This window comes from Streptomyces lunaelactis (genome assembly GCF_003054555.1).
GTDB lineage: Bacteria > Actinomycetota > Actinomycetes > Streptomycetales > Streptomycetaceae > Streptomyces > Streptomyces lunaelactis.
In genome coordinates, this window is the sequence record NZ_CP026304.1 from 3,018,966 (window position 1) to 3,036,059 (window position 17,094).

Below are 17,094 nucleotides of genomic sequence, written 5' to 3' on the forward strand. Positions count from 1 at the left end.
GATGGTCCTAGGCCTGAGGTCCTCGGCCACCGGGTCTGAGACGATGGACGGGTGAATGAGATTCCGCGCGGCACCCTTCAGGAGCAGACCTTCTACGAGCAGGTCGGCGGCGAGAAGACCTTCCGGCGCCTCGTCCACCGCTTCTACCAGGGCGTCGCCGAGGACCCGGTGCTGCGGCCGATGTACCCGGAGGAGGATCTGGGTCCGGCCGAGGAGCGGCTCGTTCTCTTCCTGATCCAGTACTGGGGCGGCCCCCGCACCTACAGCGACCACCGCGGCCACCCCCGGCTGCGGATGCGCCACGCGCCGTTCACCGTCGACCGGGCCGCGCACGACGCCTGGCTGAAGCACATGCGTACGGCCGTCGACGAGCTGGGCCTGTCCGAGGAGCACGAGCAGACCCTGTGGAAGTACCTCACCTACGCCGCGGCCTCCATGCTGAACGCCGCCGACTGAGCGCCGCCGAACACCGAGTACTGAGCGCCACTGCGTGAGCACCGCGAACTGAACACGCGGCCCCGGATACCGGTCACGATCGGGTCAAGGTCGCCCCGCAAGCGGTTTCCACAGACCGGTGCACTCTGAAAGCATCAGGTCACGGCGTCGGGGGGCGCGCACAGACCGCTGGGGGACGGGTGACGAGGTTCGTACTTCTGCGGGTCGGAGCGCATCGACTGCTGCTCGCCGCCGCTCTTCTCGCCGTCCTGCTGACCGCCTCCGTGCTGTCCGCCCTCGCCGCCTTCTCCGGCTCCATCGGGGACGCGGCGCTGCGCCACACCCTGCGCACCCGTGACGCCGCCTCCGTCGCGCTCACCGTCACCACCGGTCACGTCCCCTCGGACAAGCGGGAGTCGGCGGACCGGGCGGCCGAACGCGGCGCGCGCCGGACCTTCGACGGACTGCCGGTGACCGTACGGAAGCTGGAGAGCTCGGGTCCGTACGCCCTCCCCCGGACACTCCAGCCGCCCGCCGCGCGCGCGGGCTATCCGGATCTCACCCACATCGCCGTGCTGGACCGTTCCCGGATACGGCTCACCCAGGGCACCTGGCCCGCCGCCGGGGGCGCGGGACCGCTGCAGGTCGCGCTGCCCGAAACGGCCGCCCAGCAGCTGAAACTGAAGCCCGGTGCCCGGCTCGCTCTCACCGACCGGCTCACCGACGATCCGCTCACCGTCACGGTCAGCGGTCTGTACCGGGCGGCCGAACCCACCGATCCGTACTGGCAGTTGGACTCGCTGAACGGACGCGGCGTACGCAAGGTCGTCTTCACCACCTACGGTCCGCTGCTCTGCGACCCCGCGGTCCTCTCCTCCGGCCGGATCCCCACGTCCCAGACCTCGTGGCTGGCCACCGCCGACTTCCACGGCGTCGGCACCGACAGGATCGACACGCTGCGCACCGCCGCGAGCAGCGGCCCCAAGACGCTCGCCGCCGACCCGGTGTTCGCGGGCGACGCGAGGGCCACCACCGCACTGCCCGTCGTGCTCGACCGGACCGAACGGGCGCTGCTGGTCTCCCGTTCGACGCTGATGATCGTCGCCGTACAGCTGGTGCTGCTCGCCGCGTACGCGCTGCTGCTGGTGTCCCGGCTGCTCAGTACGGAACGGGCCGGGGAGACCGATCTGCTGCGCGCCCGAGGCGGTTCACGCCGGCGGATCGCTTCCCTCGCCGCGATCGAGGCTTTGCTGCTGGCCGTGCCCGCCGCCGTGTGCGCGCCGCTGCTGTCCGGTCCGCTCACCGGGCTGCTGGCGGACCGGAGTTCACTCGGTGACATCGGTGTCGGTCTCGGCGGCTCGCCCACCGGCTCGGTGTGGCTGGTGGGCGCCGCGGTCGCGCTCGCCTGTGCCGCCGCTGTCGTGGCGCCCGCGCTCGCCTCGGCCGGTGCCCCACGCTTCCGCCGGGGCCGGGCCGCGGCACTGCCCGCGCCGGTGCGCGCGGGCGCCGACGTCGGGCTGCTGGTGGTCGCCGCGGTGGCGTACTGGCAGCTGGACCGGCAGACCAGGGCGTCCGGCGCCGGTGCGCTCAGCGGGGACCGCGAAGGGGATCTGGGCATCGATCCGCTGCTGGTGGCGGCGCCGGCGCTGGCGCTGCTCGCCGGGACGGTACTGACGCTGCGGCTGCTGCCGCCCGCGGCGCGGCTCGCCGAACGGCGTGCTGCGGGCGGGCGCGGGCTGTCCGCCGCCCTCGCGGGCTGGCAGTTCAGCCGCCGGCCGCTGCGCGGCGCGGGCCCGGTGCTGCTGCTCGTACTCGCCGTGGCGATGGGCATGCTGGCCATCGGGCAGAGCGCGTCCTGGGAACGGTCGCAGGACGACCAGGCGGACTTCAGGACCGGGGCCGCGGTCCGCATGATCGGCACCGACATCAGCGAGCCCGGCCGGGCGGGGGTCTTCGCGGCGCTGCCGGGCGTACGCGACGCGGCCCCGGTCCACCGCGGCACGATGGAACTGTCCGGCGGGCGGACGGCGACCGTACTCGCGGTGGACACCGCCCATGCCGGCGAACGGCTGCTGCTGCGCGACGATCTGAGCGACGAGCCGACGCGCAAGGTGCTCGGGGCCATCACGCCGCCGAAGACCGGTCGGCCGGGGCTGCTGTTGCCCGACTCCGCCCGACGGCTGGGGCTCGATCTGCGGCTGCGGGCCGAGGGTACGGCGGACAGCACGTCCCCGTCGGGCACGGCACCCAAGGTCACGGCGGTGCTGGAGGACCGTTACGGGCTCTCCTACCGGATCGTCCTCGGCGAACTGCCTGCCGACGGCCGCGGCAGACTCCTCACCCTGGACCTCGCCGCCGCGGGCGGGGGACGCGGCACTCCGGCCGGTCCGCTCGCCCTGACGGCCATCCGGCTGGACACCCAACAGCCCGTCAAGAGCGCCGAGTCGCACCGCCTCAGCGTCGGTGGGCTGCGGTCCTTCGACGAGCGCGGCGCCGAGCAGCCAGTGGCCGTGCCCGCCGGGTTCGGCTGGCAGGGAGAGCTCGTCACGACCGGCACCGAGCCGGAAGTCGGGCCCGTCGGTCTCTCGCCCGCCGCCTCCGCCCGTACGCCGCTGTCCGTCGGATACGACACCGGGGCGGGCCTCGCCGACCCGGACGGGTCCCGGTCGGCGGTCGACATCAGCGTCCGGGTCACCGCGAAGCTTCCGAGGGCCCCCGAGCCGACCGCCGTGGCGACGGACGGGTTTCTGCGGGCGGCCGGGGCGAAGACCGGGGACCGCATCGTGGTCACGCTGGCGGGGGAGTCGCTCGACGTACGGATCGTGAAGGCGGTACGGGCGATACCGGCCACCGGCGCCGAGACGCCCGGGGCGTCGTCGAACGCGACGGGCGACGCGCTGCTGCTCGATCTGCGCGCCGTCAATCAGGTCCTCGCCCATCGCGCAGGGGCCGCGGTCACCCCCAACGAGTGGCTGATCAGCGCCGATCCGGGCCGGGCGGGTGAGGTCGCGGCCGCCCTGCGCGCCCGCCCCGACGTCGACCCGGCGCAGGTGCTGGTGCGCGACGAGGCCGCCGACGAGCTGCTGAGCGATCCGCTGGGCAGCGGATCGCAGTCCGCGCTGACGGCCGTGGCGGTGGCCGCCGCGGCGCTGGCGGCGGTCGGCTTCGCGGTGAGCGCGGCCGGGTCGCTGCGTGAACGGACGGCGGAGTTCGCCGTGCTGCGGGCGCTGGGCGCACCGCGCCGGCGCCTCGCCCGGCTGATCGCCGCCGAGCAGGGGCTGCTCGTGGGCATCGGACTGCTCGTCGGCCTGGCACTCGGAGCCGTACTCACCCGGGCCGTCGTGCCGCTCGTCGTCCTGACAGGTCAGGCCGCGCGGCCGGTGCCGCCGGTGCTGGTGGAGCTGCCGGCCGGGCAGGTCGCCGCGCTGCTCGCCGGGGTGGCGGCGCTGCCGCTGCTGACCGTCGCGGCCATCGCGCTGCGGCGCGCGGATCCGGCGGTCGGTCTGCGCCACCAGGGAGACAACTGACATGCGCTCGCGAACCGTTGCCGCCGTTGCTCCCTGGGTACGTACCCGGCTGCGTACCGCTCCCGGTACGGCCTGCGCGCTGGCGCTGCTGGTGGCGCTGACCGCATTCCTCGCCGCTCTCTTCCCGCGCGGAGTCGAGGCGTACGAGACGGCCGGGCTGCGTCATGACATCCGCAGCGCCGCCGCGCGCAGCAGCGTGCTGGAGGTGACGGGCCCGCCGCCGGGGCTCGAGAAACCGCAGTCGGCCCGCGAGAAGCAGATGCGCGCCGACTCGCTGACCTCGTCCTACCGGGGCATGCTGGAGCGGCTGCCGGAGCCGGTGCGGGCCGACACCGCCGAGTCCTCGTACGGGGTGCGGACCACCGTGGCGGTGGCGGTGGACGATCCCTGGTTGGCGCGGCCGACCCGCGGGCTGCCGCCGAAGTTCCGGATGGCCGCGCAGGCGGAGCTGGACCGGCACGCGACGCTGCGCGCGGGCAGGCTCCCCGTGGCGCGGGAGGCGGTGACCTCGCAGACCGCGCAGGTGGAGGCGGCCGTCACGGCGCAGACCGCCGAGTCCCTGCGGATCAAGGTCGGTTCGGTGCTCCATGTGCCGGGGCAGACGCGCGGGCCGCTGGCCGTACGGATCACCGGGATCGTCGAACCGCTGCGTCCGCACGGCGGTTACTGGTCCACCGAGCCGCTGCTGCGTACGCCCGCCCTGGAGGCCGAGCCGGGGGGTGACCCGCTGGAGCGCTACTGGCTGGCAGCGCTGCTGCTGCCCCCGGACGCGGCGCCCGTGCTGCTCGGCGTCAAGGGCGAACCGGAGTACTACTGGCGCATCGCGCCCGACCCCGGCCGGCTGACGGCGTCCGACGCGGACCCGCTCAAGGACCGGATCGCGTCCCTCTCCGGCGGCCCCGGACTGCTGTCGCTGCGGGCTGCGGCCGGCACCAACGCCGCGTTCCGTACCGACCTGGAGACCGTCCTCGGCTCGTACGCCTCGATGCGTTCCGCGATCACGCCCGTGGTGGCGGTCGCCGCGTTCGGGATCGGGGCGGTCGTCGCGGTGGTGCTGGCGATGGCGGGCGGGCTGGTCGCCGCGCGCCGCCGGGCCGAGCTGGGGCTGCTGCGCTCGCGCGGCGGATCGCTGCGCGGCATCGGCGGACGGCTGTTCGCGGAGACGGCGGTGGTGGCGGTCCCGGCCGCGGCGCTCGGACTGCTCGCGGCCCGGCTGGCGGTGCCGGACGGCCGGCTGCTGCCCTCGCTGGCGGGCGCGGCGGCCGTGGCGCTGCCGGCCTGCGCCGCGCTGCCGGTCCGCGCGGTGGTGCTGCACCGCAGACCGCAGGCGTACGGGGGCCGCGACGATCTTGTTGAATTCCGGCCGTCGCGCCGCCGCACCGTCGCCGAACTGACCCTGTTGGTGCTGGCGGTGGGCGCGGTGACCGCGTTGCGGCGACGTGGCACGGGCAGCGGGAGTACCGACTTCCTGGTGAGCTCCGCACCGGTGCTGGTGGGGCTGATCGCGGCGCTGCTGCTGGTACGGCTCTACCCGCTGCCCCTGCGCTGGGCGTCCCGCGCGGCAGGTCGGCTGCGGGGCGCGGTCGGCTTCCTGTCCCTGGCCCGCGCGGGCCGCTCGTCGGCCACGGGAACACTGCCACTGCTGGCCGTGCTCGTCGCCCTGACGACGGCGAGCTTCGGCGGCTCGGTCCTGGCGGGCGTCTCGGGCGCCCGGGAACGGGCGGCGCTCCTGACCACCGGGGCGGACGCCAGGGTGACGGCACCGGCAACCTCGTTGGGCCTGCCGGCGGGGGCGATCGAGGCCGTGCGCGATGCGGAAGGCGTACGGGAGGTGGCTCCGGTCCACTTCGCGGACCGGGTGTCCCTGCCGAACGGCGACCGTGACCCGGCGGAGGCGAAGGGAGTACGGCTGGTGGGGGTTGACCCGGGGGCGTACGCACGCCTGACGGAGCGGACGGGCCTCGGGGCGCTGAGGGCAGGGGAGTTGGCGTGCGCGAAACGGTGCGCCGGGCCGTTGCCCGCCGTCGCGTCCCCCGCCGTCGCCGCACGGCTCGGCAGCGGGCCCCGGCGGATCGAGTCCCCCGCGGGCGACGTCACCGTGCGCGTCGTAGCCGTACGCGACATCACTCCCGCCGTGCCGAGCGGCGACTTCCTGCTCGTGGACAGCGCGGGTCTCAGCCGGGCCCCGGCCACCGAGCTGCTCGTCACCGGCTCCTCCGTGGACGGCGCGCGGCTGCGTGCCGCCGTCCACGCTGCGGGCAGGGACATCGCCGTCACCCTGCGGACCGAGGTGCGCGCCGCGTTCGTCGATTCGCCGATGCAGGAGGGCGCCGAGCGGATCTACGGCGCCGCCATCGCGGCCGGTGCGGGCTATGCCGTACTGGCCCTGCTGCTCTCCGTCCTGGGGGCCGCACCGGAGCGGGCGACCCTGCTCGCCCGGCTGCGCACCATGGGGCTCACGCCTCGGCAGGGGCGGCAGTTGCTCGGGCTCGAAGCGCTTCCGCAGGCGCTGCCGGCCGCCGTCGGCGGTTCGCTGGTCGGGTGGGCGACGATCGTGCTGCTCGCACCCGGCGTCGACCTCGCGCGGCTGGCGCTGGCGGCCGCACCCGGCTTCGCCGTTGTCGACGGCGCGCCGCTGCGGGCCGACCCCTGGTCGCTGGGGCTGCCCGCGGCCGGTGTGATCGTGCTCGCGGGCGCCGTGGCGGCGGCGCAGGCGTGGTGGGCGGGCCGCCGGGGATCCGTCCATGAACTCAAGGCAGGAGACGCACGATGACCGACACGACCCTGGCGGAGCTGGAACAGCGGGCCACGGCACACCGCGGCCGCCCCTCGTACGGGCACGACGCGCTCATCACCTGCGACCGCCTGGTCCGTATCTTCACCACCGCCGGAGTGGAGGTGCAGGCCTTGCAAGGGCTCGATCTCCTCGTCAAGGAGGGCGAGTTGATGGCTCTGGTCGGCGCGTCCGGCAGCGGCAAGTCGACCCTGATGAACATCCTCGCCGGCCTGGACGTCCCCACCGCGGGCGCCGCCAAGGTCGCGGGCCACGACCTCCTCGGCATGGACGCGAAGTCCCGCCTGCGCTACCGCCGGGACGTCGTCGGCTTCGTCCGGCAGCAGACCGCACGCAACCTCCTCCCCTATCTGACGGCCGCCCAGAACGTCGCGCTGCCCATGCAGCTGCGCGGCCGTACCAAGAAGAAGGCCGAGCGCGCCGATTCGCTGCTGTCCATGCTCGGCGTCGCCGACTGCCGCGACCGCCGCCCGCGGCAGCTGTCGGGCGGCCAGCAGCAGCGGGTCGCGATCGCCGTCGCCCTCGCCAACTCCCCCTCCGTACTCCTCGCCGACGAGCCGACCGGCGAGCTGGACTCGGCCACCGGCGAGCAGGTCTTCGCCGCCTTCCGCCGGGCCAACGAGGAGCTGGGCACGACCATCGTGATCGTCACCCACGACCAGGCGGTCGCGGGCGAGGTGCGGCGTACGGTCGCCATCCGCGACGGCCGCACCTCCTCCGAGGTGCTGCGCCGCACCGAGGTCGACGCGGCGACGGGCCAGGAGTCGGTGGTGGCACGGGAGTACGCGATGCTGGACCGGGCCGGCCGGCTCCAGCTGCCCGCCGAGTACACCGCGGCGCTGGGCATGGAGCACCGGGTGGCGCTGGAGCTGGAGCAGGACCACATCGGGGTATGGCCGGACGACCACGCGGACAACACCTCGGGTGACGACGCGGCGAAGAGCCAGGTCCCTGACAGGGCCTAGGAACCGACCCGCTCGGTCACCCACGCGTGGAAGGCGGCTGGGGGATGGGCTAACCCGGCCGGGTGGGGGTCACACTCAGTCCGCCGAGACCATTCGTTCGTACGGCGATCGACCCGAAGGGCGTACGCAGTCTGAGCCAGGAGCCCGCGGACAGCAGCGCGACCGGGACTCCGGGACGGAGAAACCCGAGCGACTGGGCGGCGTGCACGGCACGCAGCGGCAGACCGGTGCCACCCACGGTGCGCGACCAGATATCCCGCCCGATCCGGTCCCGCTCGGCGCGGGTGCGGCGCTCGGCGGGCAACTGCTCATCGCGGGTACGGAATTCGGCGACGGCGGCGGCGACCGCGCCGCGCATCGCGGTCTCCTCGGGGAGCCCGGACAGCTCCCGCCAACCGCCGCGCGGCGGCAGCAGACCGGCCCACGGCGGGCCGGTGACAGCGGCGGGGACGGTGAACCCGGCACCTTCGAGGGATTCAAGGAGCTCACCCGCGGAGACGGTGACATCCAGCTCGACGGGGTCGCCGAGCCGTGCCGTACGGATCGCGAGCACCTCGAAGGACGGCGGCCGCCCGAAGACAGCGAGCGCGCCACCCCAGGCCTGAAGCCTGACCGCGGCGGCGCGGTCGTAGTGGATCAGCCGGGCGAGGAAGGCGGCGAGATCCTCCGCCTCCCTCGCGTCGGCGAAGTGCAGACTGCGCACGGGCACGGTCATGCTGCGAGAGCACCCTCGCCGGCGTCGTCCAGGAACTCCTGGAGGAAGGACTTCTCCTCCGCGCTGATCCGGCGCGGACGCTCGGCGCTCAGGTCGTAGGGCACGACGATCGTCGAGGCCCGCACATAGACCTGCGAAGAGGGGCCTTCGACGTCCTTGACCTCGTACGCGATGGTCAGCGACGCCGCGCCTATCTTCGTCACCCACGACTCGATGATCACCGGCTCGTGCCGGTGGACCAGCGGCCGCTTGTAGTCGATCTCGTGCCGGGCCACGACGGACCCGCCGGCGAACGACGGGGAGCCGTCCCCCGGCGCCAGCCGGAACATGAAGTCGATGCGCGCCTCTTCCAGATACCTCAGGAAGACGACGTTGTTGACATGCCCGAAGGCGTCCATGTCCGACCAGCGGAGGGGGCAGCGGTAGATGTGGCGGGCCATGTGCGACTCAGCCCCGGGTGAGCTTCTTGTAGGTGGCACGGTGCGGACGGGCCGCGTCCGCGCCGAGGCGCTCGACCTTGTTCTTCTCGTACGACTCGAAGTTGCCCTCGAACCAGTACCACCTGGACTCGCCCTCGTACGCCAGGATGTGCGTGGCGACCCTGTCCAGGAACCAGCGGTCGTGGGAGATGACCACGGCCGCACCGGGGAACTCCAGCAGCGCGTTCTCGAGCGAGCCCAGGGTCTCGACGTCGAGGTCGTTGGTCGGCTCGTCGAGGAGCAGCAGGTTGCCGCCCTCCTTGAGGGTGAGCGCCAGGTTGAGGCGGTTGCGCTCACCGCCGGAGAGGACTCCGGCCGGCTTCTGCTGGTCCGGGCCCTTGAAACCGAAGGCGGAGACGTACGCCCGCGACGGCATCTCGACATGGCCGACGTTGATGTAGTCGAGCTCGTCCGAGACGACGGCCCACAAGGACTTCTTGGGGTCGATGTTGGCGCGGCTCTGGTCGACGTAGGAGATCTTGACGGTGTCGCCGACCTTGATCTCGCCGGAGTCGGGGGTCTCCAGGCCCTGGATCATCTTGAACAGCGTGGTCTTGCCCGCGCCGTTCGGACCGATGACGCCGACGATGCCGTTGCGCGGCAGCGTGAACGACAGGTCATCGATGAGGAGCTTGTCACCGAAGGCCTTCGAGAGGTTGTTGACCTCGACGACGATGGAGCCCAGGCGGGGGCCCGGCGGGATCTGGATCTCCTCGAAGTCCAGCTTCCGCATCTTGTCCGCCTCGGCGGCCATCTCCTCGTAACGGGCGAGACGCGCCTTGGACTTGGTCTGGCGGCCCTTGGCGTTGGAGCGGACCCACTCCAGCTCTTCCTTGAGGCGCTTGGCGCGCTTCTCGTCCTTGCGGCCCTCGACCTTGAGGCGGGTGGCCTTCTTCTCCAGGTACGTCGAGTAGTTGCCCTCGTACGGGTGCGCGCGCCCGCGGTCGAGCTCGAGAATCCACTCGGCGACGTTGTTCAGGAAGTACCGGTCGTGAGTGACGGCGACAACGGCGCCCGCGTACTTCGAGAGGTGCTGCTCCAGCCAGTTCACCGACTCGGCGTCGAGGTGGTTGGTGGGCTCGTCGAGGAGCAGCAGGTCGGGGGCCTCGATCAGCAGCTTGCAGAGCGCGACACGGCGCTTCTCGCCACCGGAGAGGGTGGTGACCGGCCAGTCGCCGGGCGGGCAGCCCAGCGCGTCCATGGCCTGCTCGAGCTGGGCGTCGAGGTCCCAGGCGCCTGCGTGGTCGAGGTCCTCCTGGAGCTTGCCCATCTCGTCGAGCAGCGCGTCGGAGTAGTCGGTCGCCATCAGCTCGGCGACCTCGTTGAAGCGCTGGAGCTTGCCCATGATCTCGGCCGCGCCGTCCTGGACGTTCTCCAGCACCGTCTTGGACTCGTCGAGCTGGGGCTCCTGCATGAGGATGCCGACGGTGTATCCGGGCGAGAGGAAGGCGTCACCGTTGGACGGCTGCTCAAGGCCGGCCATGATCTTCAGCACGGTGGACTTACCGGCGCCGTTGGGGCCGACCACACCGATCTTCGCACCGGGCAGGAAGCTCAGCGTCACGTCATCGAGGATGACCTTGTCGCCGTGCGCCTTGCGCGTCTTGCGCATCGTGTAGATGTACTCAGCCAAGAGAAACCGTCCGGCCAGAAGTGGGTGGGCAGAGATACACCCCATCTTGCCAGTCGTCCATACCCCGATGGAAACCAGCTGTCCACGCCTCGGGCGCACCGGCCCTTTCAGGACATGGCCCGTGACGCCGGCGGCCCCGGTGCGCGAGTGCGTACCGGGGCCGTCGTCAGCGCAGCGTCACGTTGCGCTCATGCCTGCTTACTCTGCTCTGCCTGCTTACTCCGCGGCGCCCGCCGTCTTCTTCCGGCGGAGGAAGAAGACCGCGCCGCCGCCGATCACGACCAGCGCGATGGCGATGCCCGCGATCATCGGGGTGGCGCTGGAGCCACCGGTCTCGGCGAGGTCGCCCTCGGGACCCGAGGAGGTGCCGCCGGCCGAGGCCGGGCTGGGCTGGGACGAGGGGGTGTCCGTGCCCGGGGCCGGGGTGCCGGTGGTCTTGCAGTCCAGCACGCCCTTGAAGTTCTTCTTGAACCCGTCGGGCCCGGTGATGGTGAAGTCGTACGCCTGGTCCTCGGCGACCGGGATGGTGACGGTCTTGGACTCGCCGGCCGGGATGGAGTGCCCCAGGCCCGCCAGCTCGAAGGTGAACGGAGCGTCGCCCTTGTTGGTGGCGGTGATGTCGACGCCGCCCTTGGCGCAGTTCTTCTTGGCCGAGACCGCCGGTATCGCGCCCGCCTTGGCCCAGGTGGCGGTGGCGTTCGCCGAGACCGTGGACTCGCTGGAGCCGGCCAGGATCTGGGTCTGGCTCTTGGTCACCCCGGCGAACGCGCGGCCCACCGGCACGGAGGTGGTGGCCTGTGTGCTCAGCGTGGCCGAACCGTCGGCGGCGCCGGCCGGGACGTCGAAGTACAGCTGGCTGCCGTTGGCCGCGGAGGTGACGGGCTTGCCGGCCGCATCGGTGATCTTGATGCCGCTGGCGGCGGCGTCGGCCGGCGGGGTCACCGTGACCTGGCCGGCGTCGGTGCGGACCGTGACGGGGCCGAGCCGGCCGCCCGCCTTGCCGGAGACCGCGTTCGGCTCCAGGCTGAGCGAGGCCTTGGGCTCCTCGACGTCCTGGGCGCTCTTCTGCAGCCAGTCCGCGAGCTTCTCAGCCTCCGGGTCGAGTGCGTCCACCTCGGCGTTGTCCGAGTAGCGCCAGATGGCCACCTGGGTGCCGGCCGCCGCGGTCCTCTCGGAGAGGGGCCCGGTGCCCGCGTCCTTGGCCAGCGCCGCCAGGTCGTCGACCTGGGGGTAGGAGTGCTGCAGGATCCAGCGGATCTTGCCCGCGTCCTTGTTGCCGCCCAGCGACGTCTGGTTCCAGGGGGTCTCCAGGTACTTCGCCTGGTCCTGGGTCGGGTTGTTGATGTCGATGCAGTACGTCTTCAGCCGTCCGCCGCCGTCGACGGTCATCTCGAACACCCCGGCGGGGATTTCGTGATTCTTGCCGTTCGTGTGAAGCACGGCCCGGTCGTACGTCTTCAGCCCGTCGAGAGTGGCGACCGCGCCACCCTGGTGCTGAACGCCGTCGTCGGCGGTGGCCGGACCCGCGCCGGCTATGACGCCGGTCGCGAGGAGGCCCGACATCACAGCCGCGGCAGTAAGGCGACGAGCCGCGCCCCGCCTGCGTACAGATGACGCAGAGAAAACAGCAAACACAGAATTCCCCTCCGAACGAGGCCCTTTTCGCGGGTGACGCGGTTGGTTCGCGTGTGACGCGTGCGGGGAGTGCCTCGTATGCAGACTCAAGTGCCCCGTGAGTACGCCGAAATCCTAGGGATGCCGCGCACCCCAGTCCCCCGTCCTACCGTCTGACAACCATTCCGACTCGGAATCGTTATCGGCGCCGACCGCCCGGGCCCCACCAGCGTCGTTTCACCGGTTCTGAATCGACAAATCTCCACAACTCCAGGTCAGGACACGGGTGTCGGCGCCTGCACCCCCTGCGGACGCTCCGTCAGATTCGGTTCCGCTTTCACCACGCGACGGAATGCCGATGTCCCGCGCGTCAGGTCGTGTCCCACCGCCACCGCCTCAATGTCCACGAACGTCCTGTGCTTCCCCTCCCGCGCCTCCTCACGCACCTTCAACCGCCCATGGACGAGCAGAGGTTCACCCACGGAGACGGACCCGGCCAGATTCACCGCGAGCGTCCGCCAGGCGAAGACCGTGTAGAAGCTGGTGTGCCCGTCGGACCAGCTCTCGCTCTGCCGGTCCCACCGCCTCGGCGTCACAGCGACGCGGAATCGCGCCACCCCTCCCGTCGCCGATTCCCGGTACTCCACATTCGTGGCGACATTGCCCACCACCGTCACCATGGTGTCGTTCATGACGGCCACCTCCCCGTCCGGTTGCATGGACCGGTCCCTACCGGCCGATCTCCATGCTGGACCGGACGGGAAGATCCCGCCGACGCCTGTGGACTACCTCGCCGTTGTGGACAACTCCGTCACCCGCCGCCGCACCCGATGCCCGCCGCGGGCGCCCGTTCCCACGCCCTACTTCCCCGAGCCCGAGACGGTCGCGTACCGCTCCCGTACCTCCCGGTACCGCATGAGTTCCGCCGCGATCGGATCGAGCACCTTCGCCCGTCCGCACCCCGCGGCCGCTTCCTGCAGCCGCCGCCGCGCGTCCTGCCCGTACCGCCGCGCAGGCCCTCGCGCGGCCGCCGCGCACGCCCACTCCACCAGCGGCCCGCCCACGATCCCCGCGAGCATCACCAGCACCGGCGCCACCAGACCGGGCTCCAGCAGGCCGATGATCTGGCCCATCAGCCAGAGCCCGCCGTAGATCTGAAGCAGCGTCATCGACGCCTGCGCCAGCACCGCGGCCGGCCACCACGCGGGCCGCAGCGGCCGCCCGCTCATCGCCTCCGCCTCGCGGACCGCCAGTTCGTCCAGCGCCTCCGGCAGCCCCTCGGCCCCGCGCACCGCCGCCTCGCGCACCGCCTGTGCCCACGGCGTGGGCAGCCCGAGCGCCGCCTCGTCCGCGACCGTACGCACCGCCTGCTCGACCCGCTGGCGTGCAGTGAGCTCGTCCTCCACCGGAGCTGCGGCCTCGGGCACACCGCTCCCCGGCGTCCTCGCCCGCTCGTACCAGCGCCACAGCCGCAGCCACGGCGTCCCGCACGCCCGCCCCGCGTTCCTGCGCCACTCGCGCTCCGCCGCCTCACCGGCGGCTTTCGCACCGACCGCCTCCGCCAGCCGCGCGGAGAAGTCATCGCGCGAGCGCTCGCCGAGACCGGTACGGCCGCCGGCCAGGTACACCGGACGGAGCTTCGCGGCGGCCGCGTCCACATCGGCGGACAGCCGGCGCGCCGCGGCGTCCCGCTCCTGCACGAACGTCCCGATCAGCTCCCGCAGTTCACCCACGCCGTCCCCGGTGAGCGCCGAGAGCGCGAGCACCGTGGCGCCGGGCTCTCCGTGTTCGCCGAGCGCCATGCCGTCCTCGTCGAGGAGCCGGCGCAGATCGTCGAGCACCTGGTCGGCGGCCTCGCCCGGCAGCCGGTCGACCTGGTTGAGCACCACGAAGGTGATCTCCGCGTGCCCGGCGAGCGGCCGCAGATAGCGCTCGTGCAGGGCCGCGTCCGCGTACTTCTCCGGGTCGACGACCCAGATCACCGCGTCCACCAATGCAAGCACCCGGTCCACCTGCTCCCGGTGTCTGACCATCGCCGAGTCATGGTCGGGAAGGTCGACCAGTACGAGCCCGGACAGTTCCTCGTCGCCGCCCGCGAGCGGCCTGCGCCGCAGCCGCGGGGGGATGGCGAGCCGGTCGAGGAGACCGGCCGCGCCCTCCGACCAGGTGCAGGCGATGGGCGCGGCTGTGGTGGGCCTGCGCAGCCCGGTCTCCGAGATCGGCACCTGGGCGAGTGCGTTGAAGAGCGTCGACTTCCCGCTCCCCGTCGCGCCCGCGATGGCGACGACGGTGTGCCGCGAGGAGAGCCGCTGCCGGGCGGCGGCCTCGTCGAGCACCCGGCCCGCCTCCGCGAGGGTCTTCCCGTCCAGCCGGGTCCTCGACAGCCCGATCAGCTCGCGCAGGGCGTCGAGCCGGACCCGCAGCGGCCCCACGTACGCACCGCCGATCGGCACATGCTCCTCGGCAGGGAGGTCGTCCCCGGGCTCGCTCTCGGCCCCCTCCGTCCGTCCGCCGGCCCGCCGGGCGATCAGCCCGTCGTCCCAGCGGTCGCCGGCAACCTTCTGGTCGCCTGCGTTCTCGTCGCCTGCGTTCTGGCCTACGGCGTTGCTCTGGCCGTCGACGTCGTTCTGGCCGTCGACGTCGTTCTGGCCGTCGACGTCGTTCTGGCCGTCGGCGTCGTTCTGGCCGTCGGTCTGGTCGTCAGTGATGGCGGTCACCGCGGTCACCTCTCCTTCTGCAGTACGGACAGCGCGGCGATCAACTCGGCCTGCGGCTCGGGGCTCACGTCGAGTGCGTCGAGGGGCGCGAGACGGCGGTCGCGTTCGCTGTGCAGTACGTCGTCGATGTACGTCGCCACCAGCTCGCCGCCCTTGTCACGCAGCCGCAGCGCGCCCTTGGCCCCGATCCGCTCGGCGAGCCTCTCCCCCGCGCTGCGGGCCCGGCGCCCGCCCATCAGCGAGGCCGCCAGAAGCGCGGCCACCGTCTCGGGGTCGGGCGCGGCGTTCAGTTCCAGCCGGCGTACCTCTTCCTCGGCCAGCTCCTCCAGGACCCGCCGCCAGCGGCGTACGGCGATCCCGATCCGCTCCCCCGCCTCCAGGTCCAGGCGCCCCTGGACGACGACGGCGCCCGCGGCCGGCTCGCGCCGCCAGGCCTCCTGGACCCGCTCGTCGGCGGCGGCGACGGCGCACTGCAGCAGCCAGCACAGGCTGGCGACGAGGGAGTCGAGCAGCTCACCTGCCGAGCTGTCGCGCGGATAGCCGCGCCAGCGGGTCCGCGCGTCGCCGGCGAGCACCGCGCCGGCCTGGAGCCGCTGGCGAACCCGCTCGCGCTCCTTCCCGTACGCGTCCTCGACCGCGCCCGTGAGCCGTACGGCAGCGGCGTACTGCGCTGCCACGGCGCTCGCGAGCTCCGGCATCCGGGCGTTGAGCGAGTCGAGCACGCCGACCGCGGTACGCCCCACGGCCTGCTGTCTGGCCGCCGCGTCCTGCGCCCGGTGGGCCAGCCAGGTGAAGAGGGGCGCGACGGCGGTGGTGGGCAGCAGACCGTTGCCGCCGCCCGCCGACTCGGGCAGCTCGGGGATGGTGAAGCGGGGCACGTCGCCGAGCCCGGCCTTGGTCAGCAGGGCCGCGTACTGCCGCGAGACGTCGGCGAGGACCTGGTGCGGCACCCGGTCGAGCACCGTCACCAGCGTGGCCTGGTACTCCTTCGCGGTACGCAGCAGATGCCACGGCACGGCGTCGGCGTACCGCGAGGCGGTCGTCACCATGACCCACACATCGGCGGCGCAGATCAACTCGGCGGCCAGCAGCCGGTTCTCGACGACGAGCGAGTCGATGTCGGGGGCGTCGAGGAGCGCGAGCCCGCGGGGCAGGGTGGCGGCGGTCTCGACCCGCAGCGAGTTCTCCTCATCCGCCTCGCGCGCGCCGTCCCGGGCCCCGTCGGTCTCGTCCTGATGGGGCAGCCATACGCGGGTGAGCTGGGGCAGCACACGCATTCCGGCGAACCAGTGATGGTCGTCGGGATGGCACACCAGCACGGGCGTCCGCGTGGTGGGCCGCAGCACCCCCGCCTCGCTGACCCGCCGCCCCACAAGGGAGTTGACGAGGGTCGACTTGCCGGCCCCGGTGGACCCGCCGACGACCGCGAGGAGAGGGGCTTCGGGCTCCTTGAGGCGGGGCACGAGATAGTCGTCGAGCTGTGCGAGCAGCTCCGCGCGCGTCTGCCGGGCGCGCGAAGCGCCGGGAAGAGGGAGAGGAAGACGCACGGCGGCGACACGGTCGCGGAGGGCGGAAAGTGCGTCGATCAGCTGAGGCCGTGCATCCAAGGTCGCCACATGCGAAGAATGCCCAATTTTGGCGGCTTTTTGAAGCGTATGGAACTCTCTGCGCGCCGATCGGACAGACGGGGCAGACGGGACGAGTGGGGCGCAGGCATAACGAGTGCACAACACCCGTGACGTGAGACGTCAAAAGCGGTGCGGGAATCGCACCTGCCTGCGATTATCGGTTCGCTTCACTGAACCTCCACATCGTGCCACGCAGGTGAAGCAACCGGGTCAAGGCGATCGGAGCCCTATCCTTGTCCCCGGCAAGGTCACGCACGACCCACCAGTGGCTCCAGGCCACCGAGGCCACGATCCGGCCCCCGTAGCTCAGTGGATAGAGCAGGCGCCTTCTAAGCGCTTGGCCGCAGGTTCGAGTCCTGCCGGGGGCACCAACCTGCGGTCACCCTTGACTGGGTATCGCCGCAGGTCAGCGACTTTTGCGGCTTGTTTTCGAGGTGCCCATGTGTGCGCCCCTGGGAAGCAGCGATCCTGGCGATACCAGGAAATTTCATGCGGGTTATCCAGAAAACCGCAGGTAGAAGCAGTACTTCGCGGCGTCCGTGGCCTCCATCGGGAAGCCGCAGGTTCGAGTCCCGCGGGGGCCCACA

General features: G+C 72.4%; 11 protein-coding genes and 1 tRNA gene. 5 read left to right on the plus strand and 7 right to left on the minus strand.

All coding sequences use genetic code 11. From position 1 onward, the window contains the following. The first annotated feature begins 51 nt into the window (after nucleotides 1-51). The 4 genes from SLUN_RS13645 to SLUN_RS13660 all read left to right on the plus strand — a co-directional run bounded on the left by SLUN_RS13645 (nucleotide 52) and on the right by SLUN_RS13660 (nucleotide 7,721). Nucleotides 52-456: a globin gene (locus SLUN_RS13645; protein ID WP_108148749.1), complete on the plus strand. Its 405-nt coding sequence runs from the start codon at nucleotides 52-54 to the stop codon at nucleotides 454-456. Nucleotides 457-635: 179 nt separating this feature from the next. Next, nucleotides 636-3,962, plus strand: coding sequence for an FtsX-like permease family protein (locus SLUN_RS13650; RefSeq protein ID WP_108148750.1), 3,327 nt, complete (start codon nucleotides 636-638; stop codon nucleotides 3,960-3,962). Nucleotide 3,963: 1 nt separating this feature from the next. Beyond that, on the plus strand, nucleotides 3,964-6,735 hold the full coding sequence (locus tag SLUN_RS13655; protein ID WP_108148751.1) for an FtsX-like permease family protein: 2,772 nt from the start codon (nucleotides 3,964-3,966) through the stop codon (nucleotides 6,733-6,735). Continuing rightward, nucleotides 6,732-7,721 carry an ABC transporter ATP-binding protein gene (locus tag SLUN_RS13660; RefSeq protein ID WP_108148752.1) on the plus strand — a complete coding sequence of 330 codons (990 nt, stop codon included), beginning with the start codon at nucleotides 6,732-6,734 and terminating at the stop codon, nucleotides 7,719-7,721. Before SLUN_RS13655 ends, SLUN_RS13660 begins: the two co-directional genes overlap by 4 nt. 49 nt (nucleotides 7,722-7,770) lie before the next feature. Here the strand turns inward: SLUN_RS13660 and SLUN_RS13665 are convergent, their stop codons facing one another. The 7 genes from SLUN_RS13665 to SLUN_RS13700 form a co-directional block, all read right to left on the minus strand. Continuing rightward, a complete protein-coding gene (locus SLUN_RS13665; protein ID WP_108148753.1) occupies nucleotides 7,771-8,436 on the minus strand; it encodes a DUF8010 domain-containing protein in 666 nt (221 codons plus the stop codon). After that, nucleotides 8,433-8,876 (minus strand): acyl-CoA thioesterase, encoded by a 444-nt coding sequence (locus SLUN_RS13670; protein ID WP_108148754.1) that lies wholly within the window; start codon nucleotides 8,874-8,876, stop codon nucleotides 8,433-8,435. The genes SLUN_RS13665 and SLUN_RS13670 overlap by 4 nt, the downstream gene beginning before the upstream one ends. A 7-nt stretch (nucleotides 8,877-8,883) precedes the next feature. Further along, the gene (ettA, locus tag SLUN_RS13675; protein ID WP_108148755.1) at nucleotides 8,884-10,548 is read right to left on the minus strand and encodes an energy-dependent translational throttle protein EttA; all 1,665 of its coding nucleotides are present in this window, start codon (nucleotides 10,546-10,548) and stop codon (nucleotides 8,884-8,886) included. Between the two features lie 216 nt (nucleotides 10,549-10,764). Continuing rightward, a complete protein-coding gene (locus SLUN_RS13680; RefSeq protein ID WP_108154721.1) occupies nucleotides 10,765-12,111 on the minus strand; it encodes an LAETG motif-containing sortase-dependent surface protein in 1,347 nt (448 codons plus the stop codon). Nucleotides 12,112-12,437: 326 nt separating this feature from the next. Continuing rightward, the gene (locus SLUN_RS13685) at nucleotides 12,438-12,854 is read right to left on the minus strand and encodes a single-stranded DNA-binding protein (RefSeq protein WP_108154722.1); all 417 of its coding nucleotides are present in this window, start codon (nucleotides 12,852-12,854) and stop codon (nucleotides 12,438-12,440) included. 168 nt (nucleotides 12,855-13,022) lie between these two features. Beyond that, a complete protein-coding gene (locus SLUN_RS13690; RefSeq protein ID WP_108154723.1) occupies nucleotides 13,023-14,693 on the minus strand; it encodes a YfjP family GTPase in 1,671 nt (556 codons plus the stop codon). Between the two features lie 191 nt (nucleotides 14,694-14,884). Then, a complete protein-coding gene (locus SLUN_RS13700; RefSeq protein WP_108148756.1) occupies nucleotides 14,885-16,486 on the minus strand; it encodes a dynamin family protein in 1,602 nt (533 codons plus the stop codon). Between the two features lie 316 nt (nucleotides 16,487-16,802). On the opposite strand from SLUN_RS13700, the gene SLUN_RS13705 reads away from it, so the two are divergent. Next, a tRNA-Arg gene (locus SLUN_RS13705) sits at nucleotides 16,803-16,878 on the plus strand. The last annotated feature ends 216 nt before the right edge of the window (nucleotides 16,879-17,094 follow it).

What these genes read in the sequence shown, in the direction of transcription:
- SLUN_RS13655 (WP_108148751.1), top strand. Translation starts at nt 3,964, where the DNA reads ATGCGCTCGCGAACCGTTGCCGCCGTTGCTCCCTGGGTACGTACCCGG.
- SLUN_RS13660 (WP_108148752.1), top strand. Translation starts at nt 6,732, where the DNA reads ATGACCGACACGACCCTGGCGGAGCTGGAACAGCGGGCCACGGCACAC.
- SLUN_RS13665 (WP_108148753.1), bottom strand. Translation starts at nt 8,436, where the DNA reads ATGACCGTGCCCGTGCGCAGTCTGCACTTCGCCGACGCGAGGGAGGCG.
- SLUN_RS13670 (WP_108148754.1), bottom strand. Translation starts at nt 8,876, where the DNA reads ATGGCCCGCCACATCTACCGCTGCCCCCTCCGCTGGTCGGACATGGAC.
- SLUN_RS13680 (WP_108154721.1), bottom strand. Translation starts at nt 12,111, where the DNA reads ATGTCGGGCCTCCTCGCGACCGGCGTCATAGCCGGCGCGGGTCCGGCC.
- SLUN_RS13685 (WP_108154722.1), bottom strand. Translation starts at nt 12,854, where the DNA reads ATGAACGACACCATGGTGACGGTGGTGGGCAATGTCGCCACGAATGTG.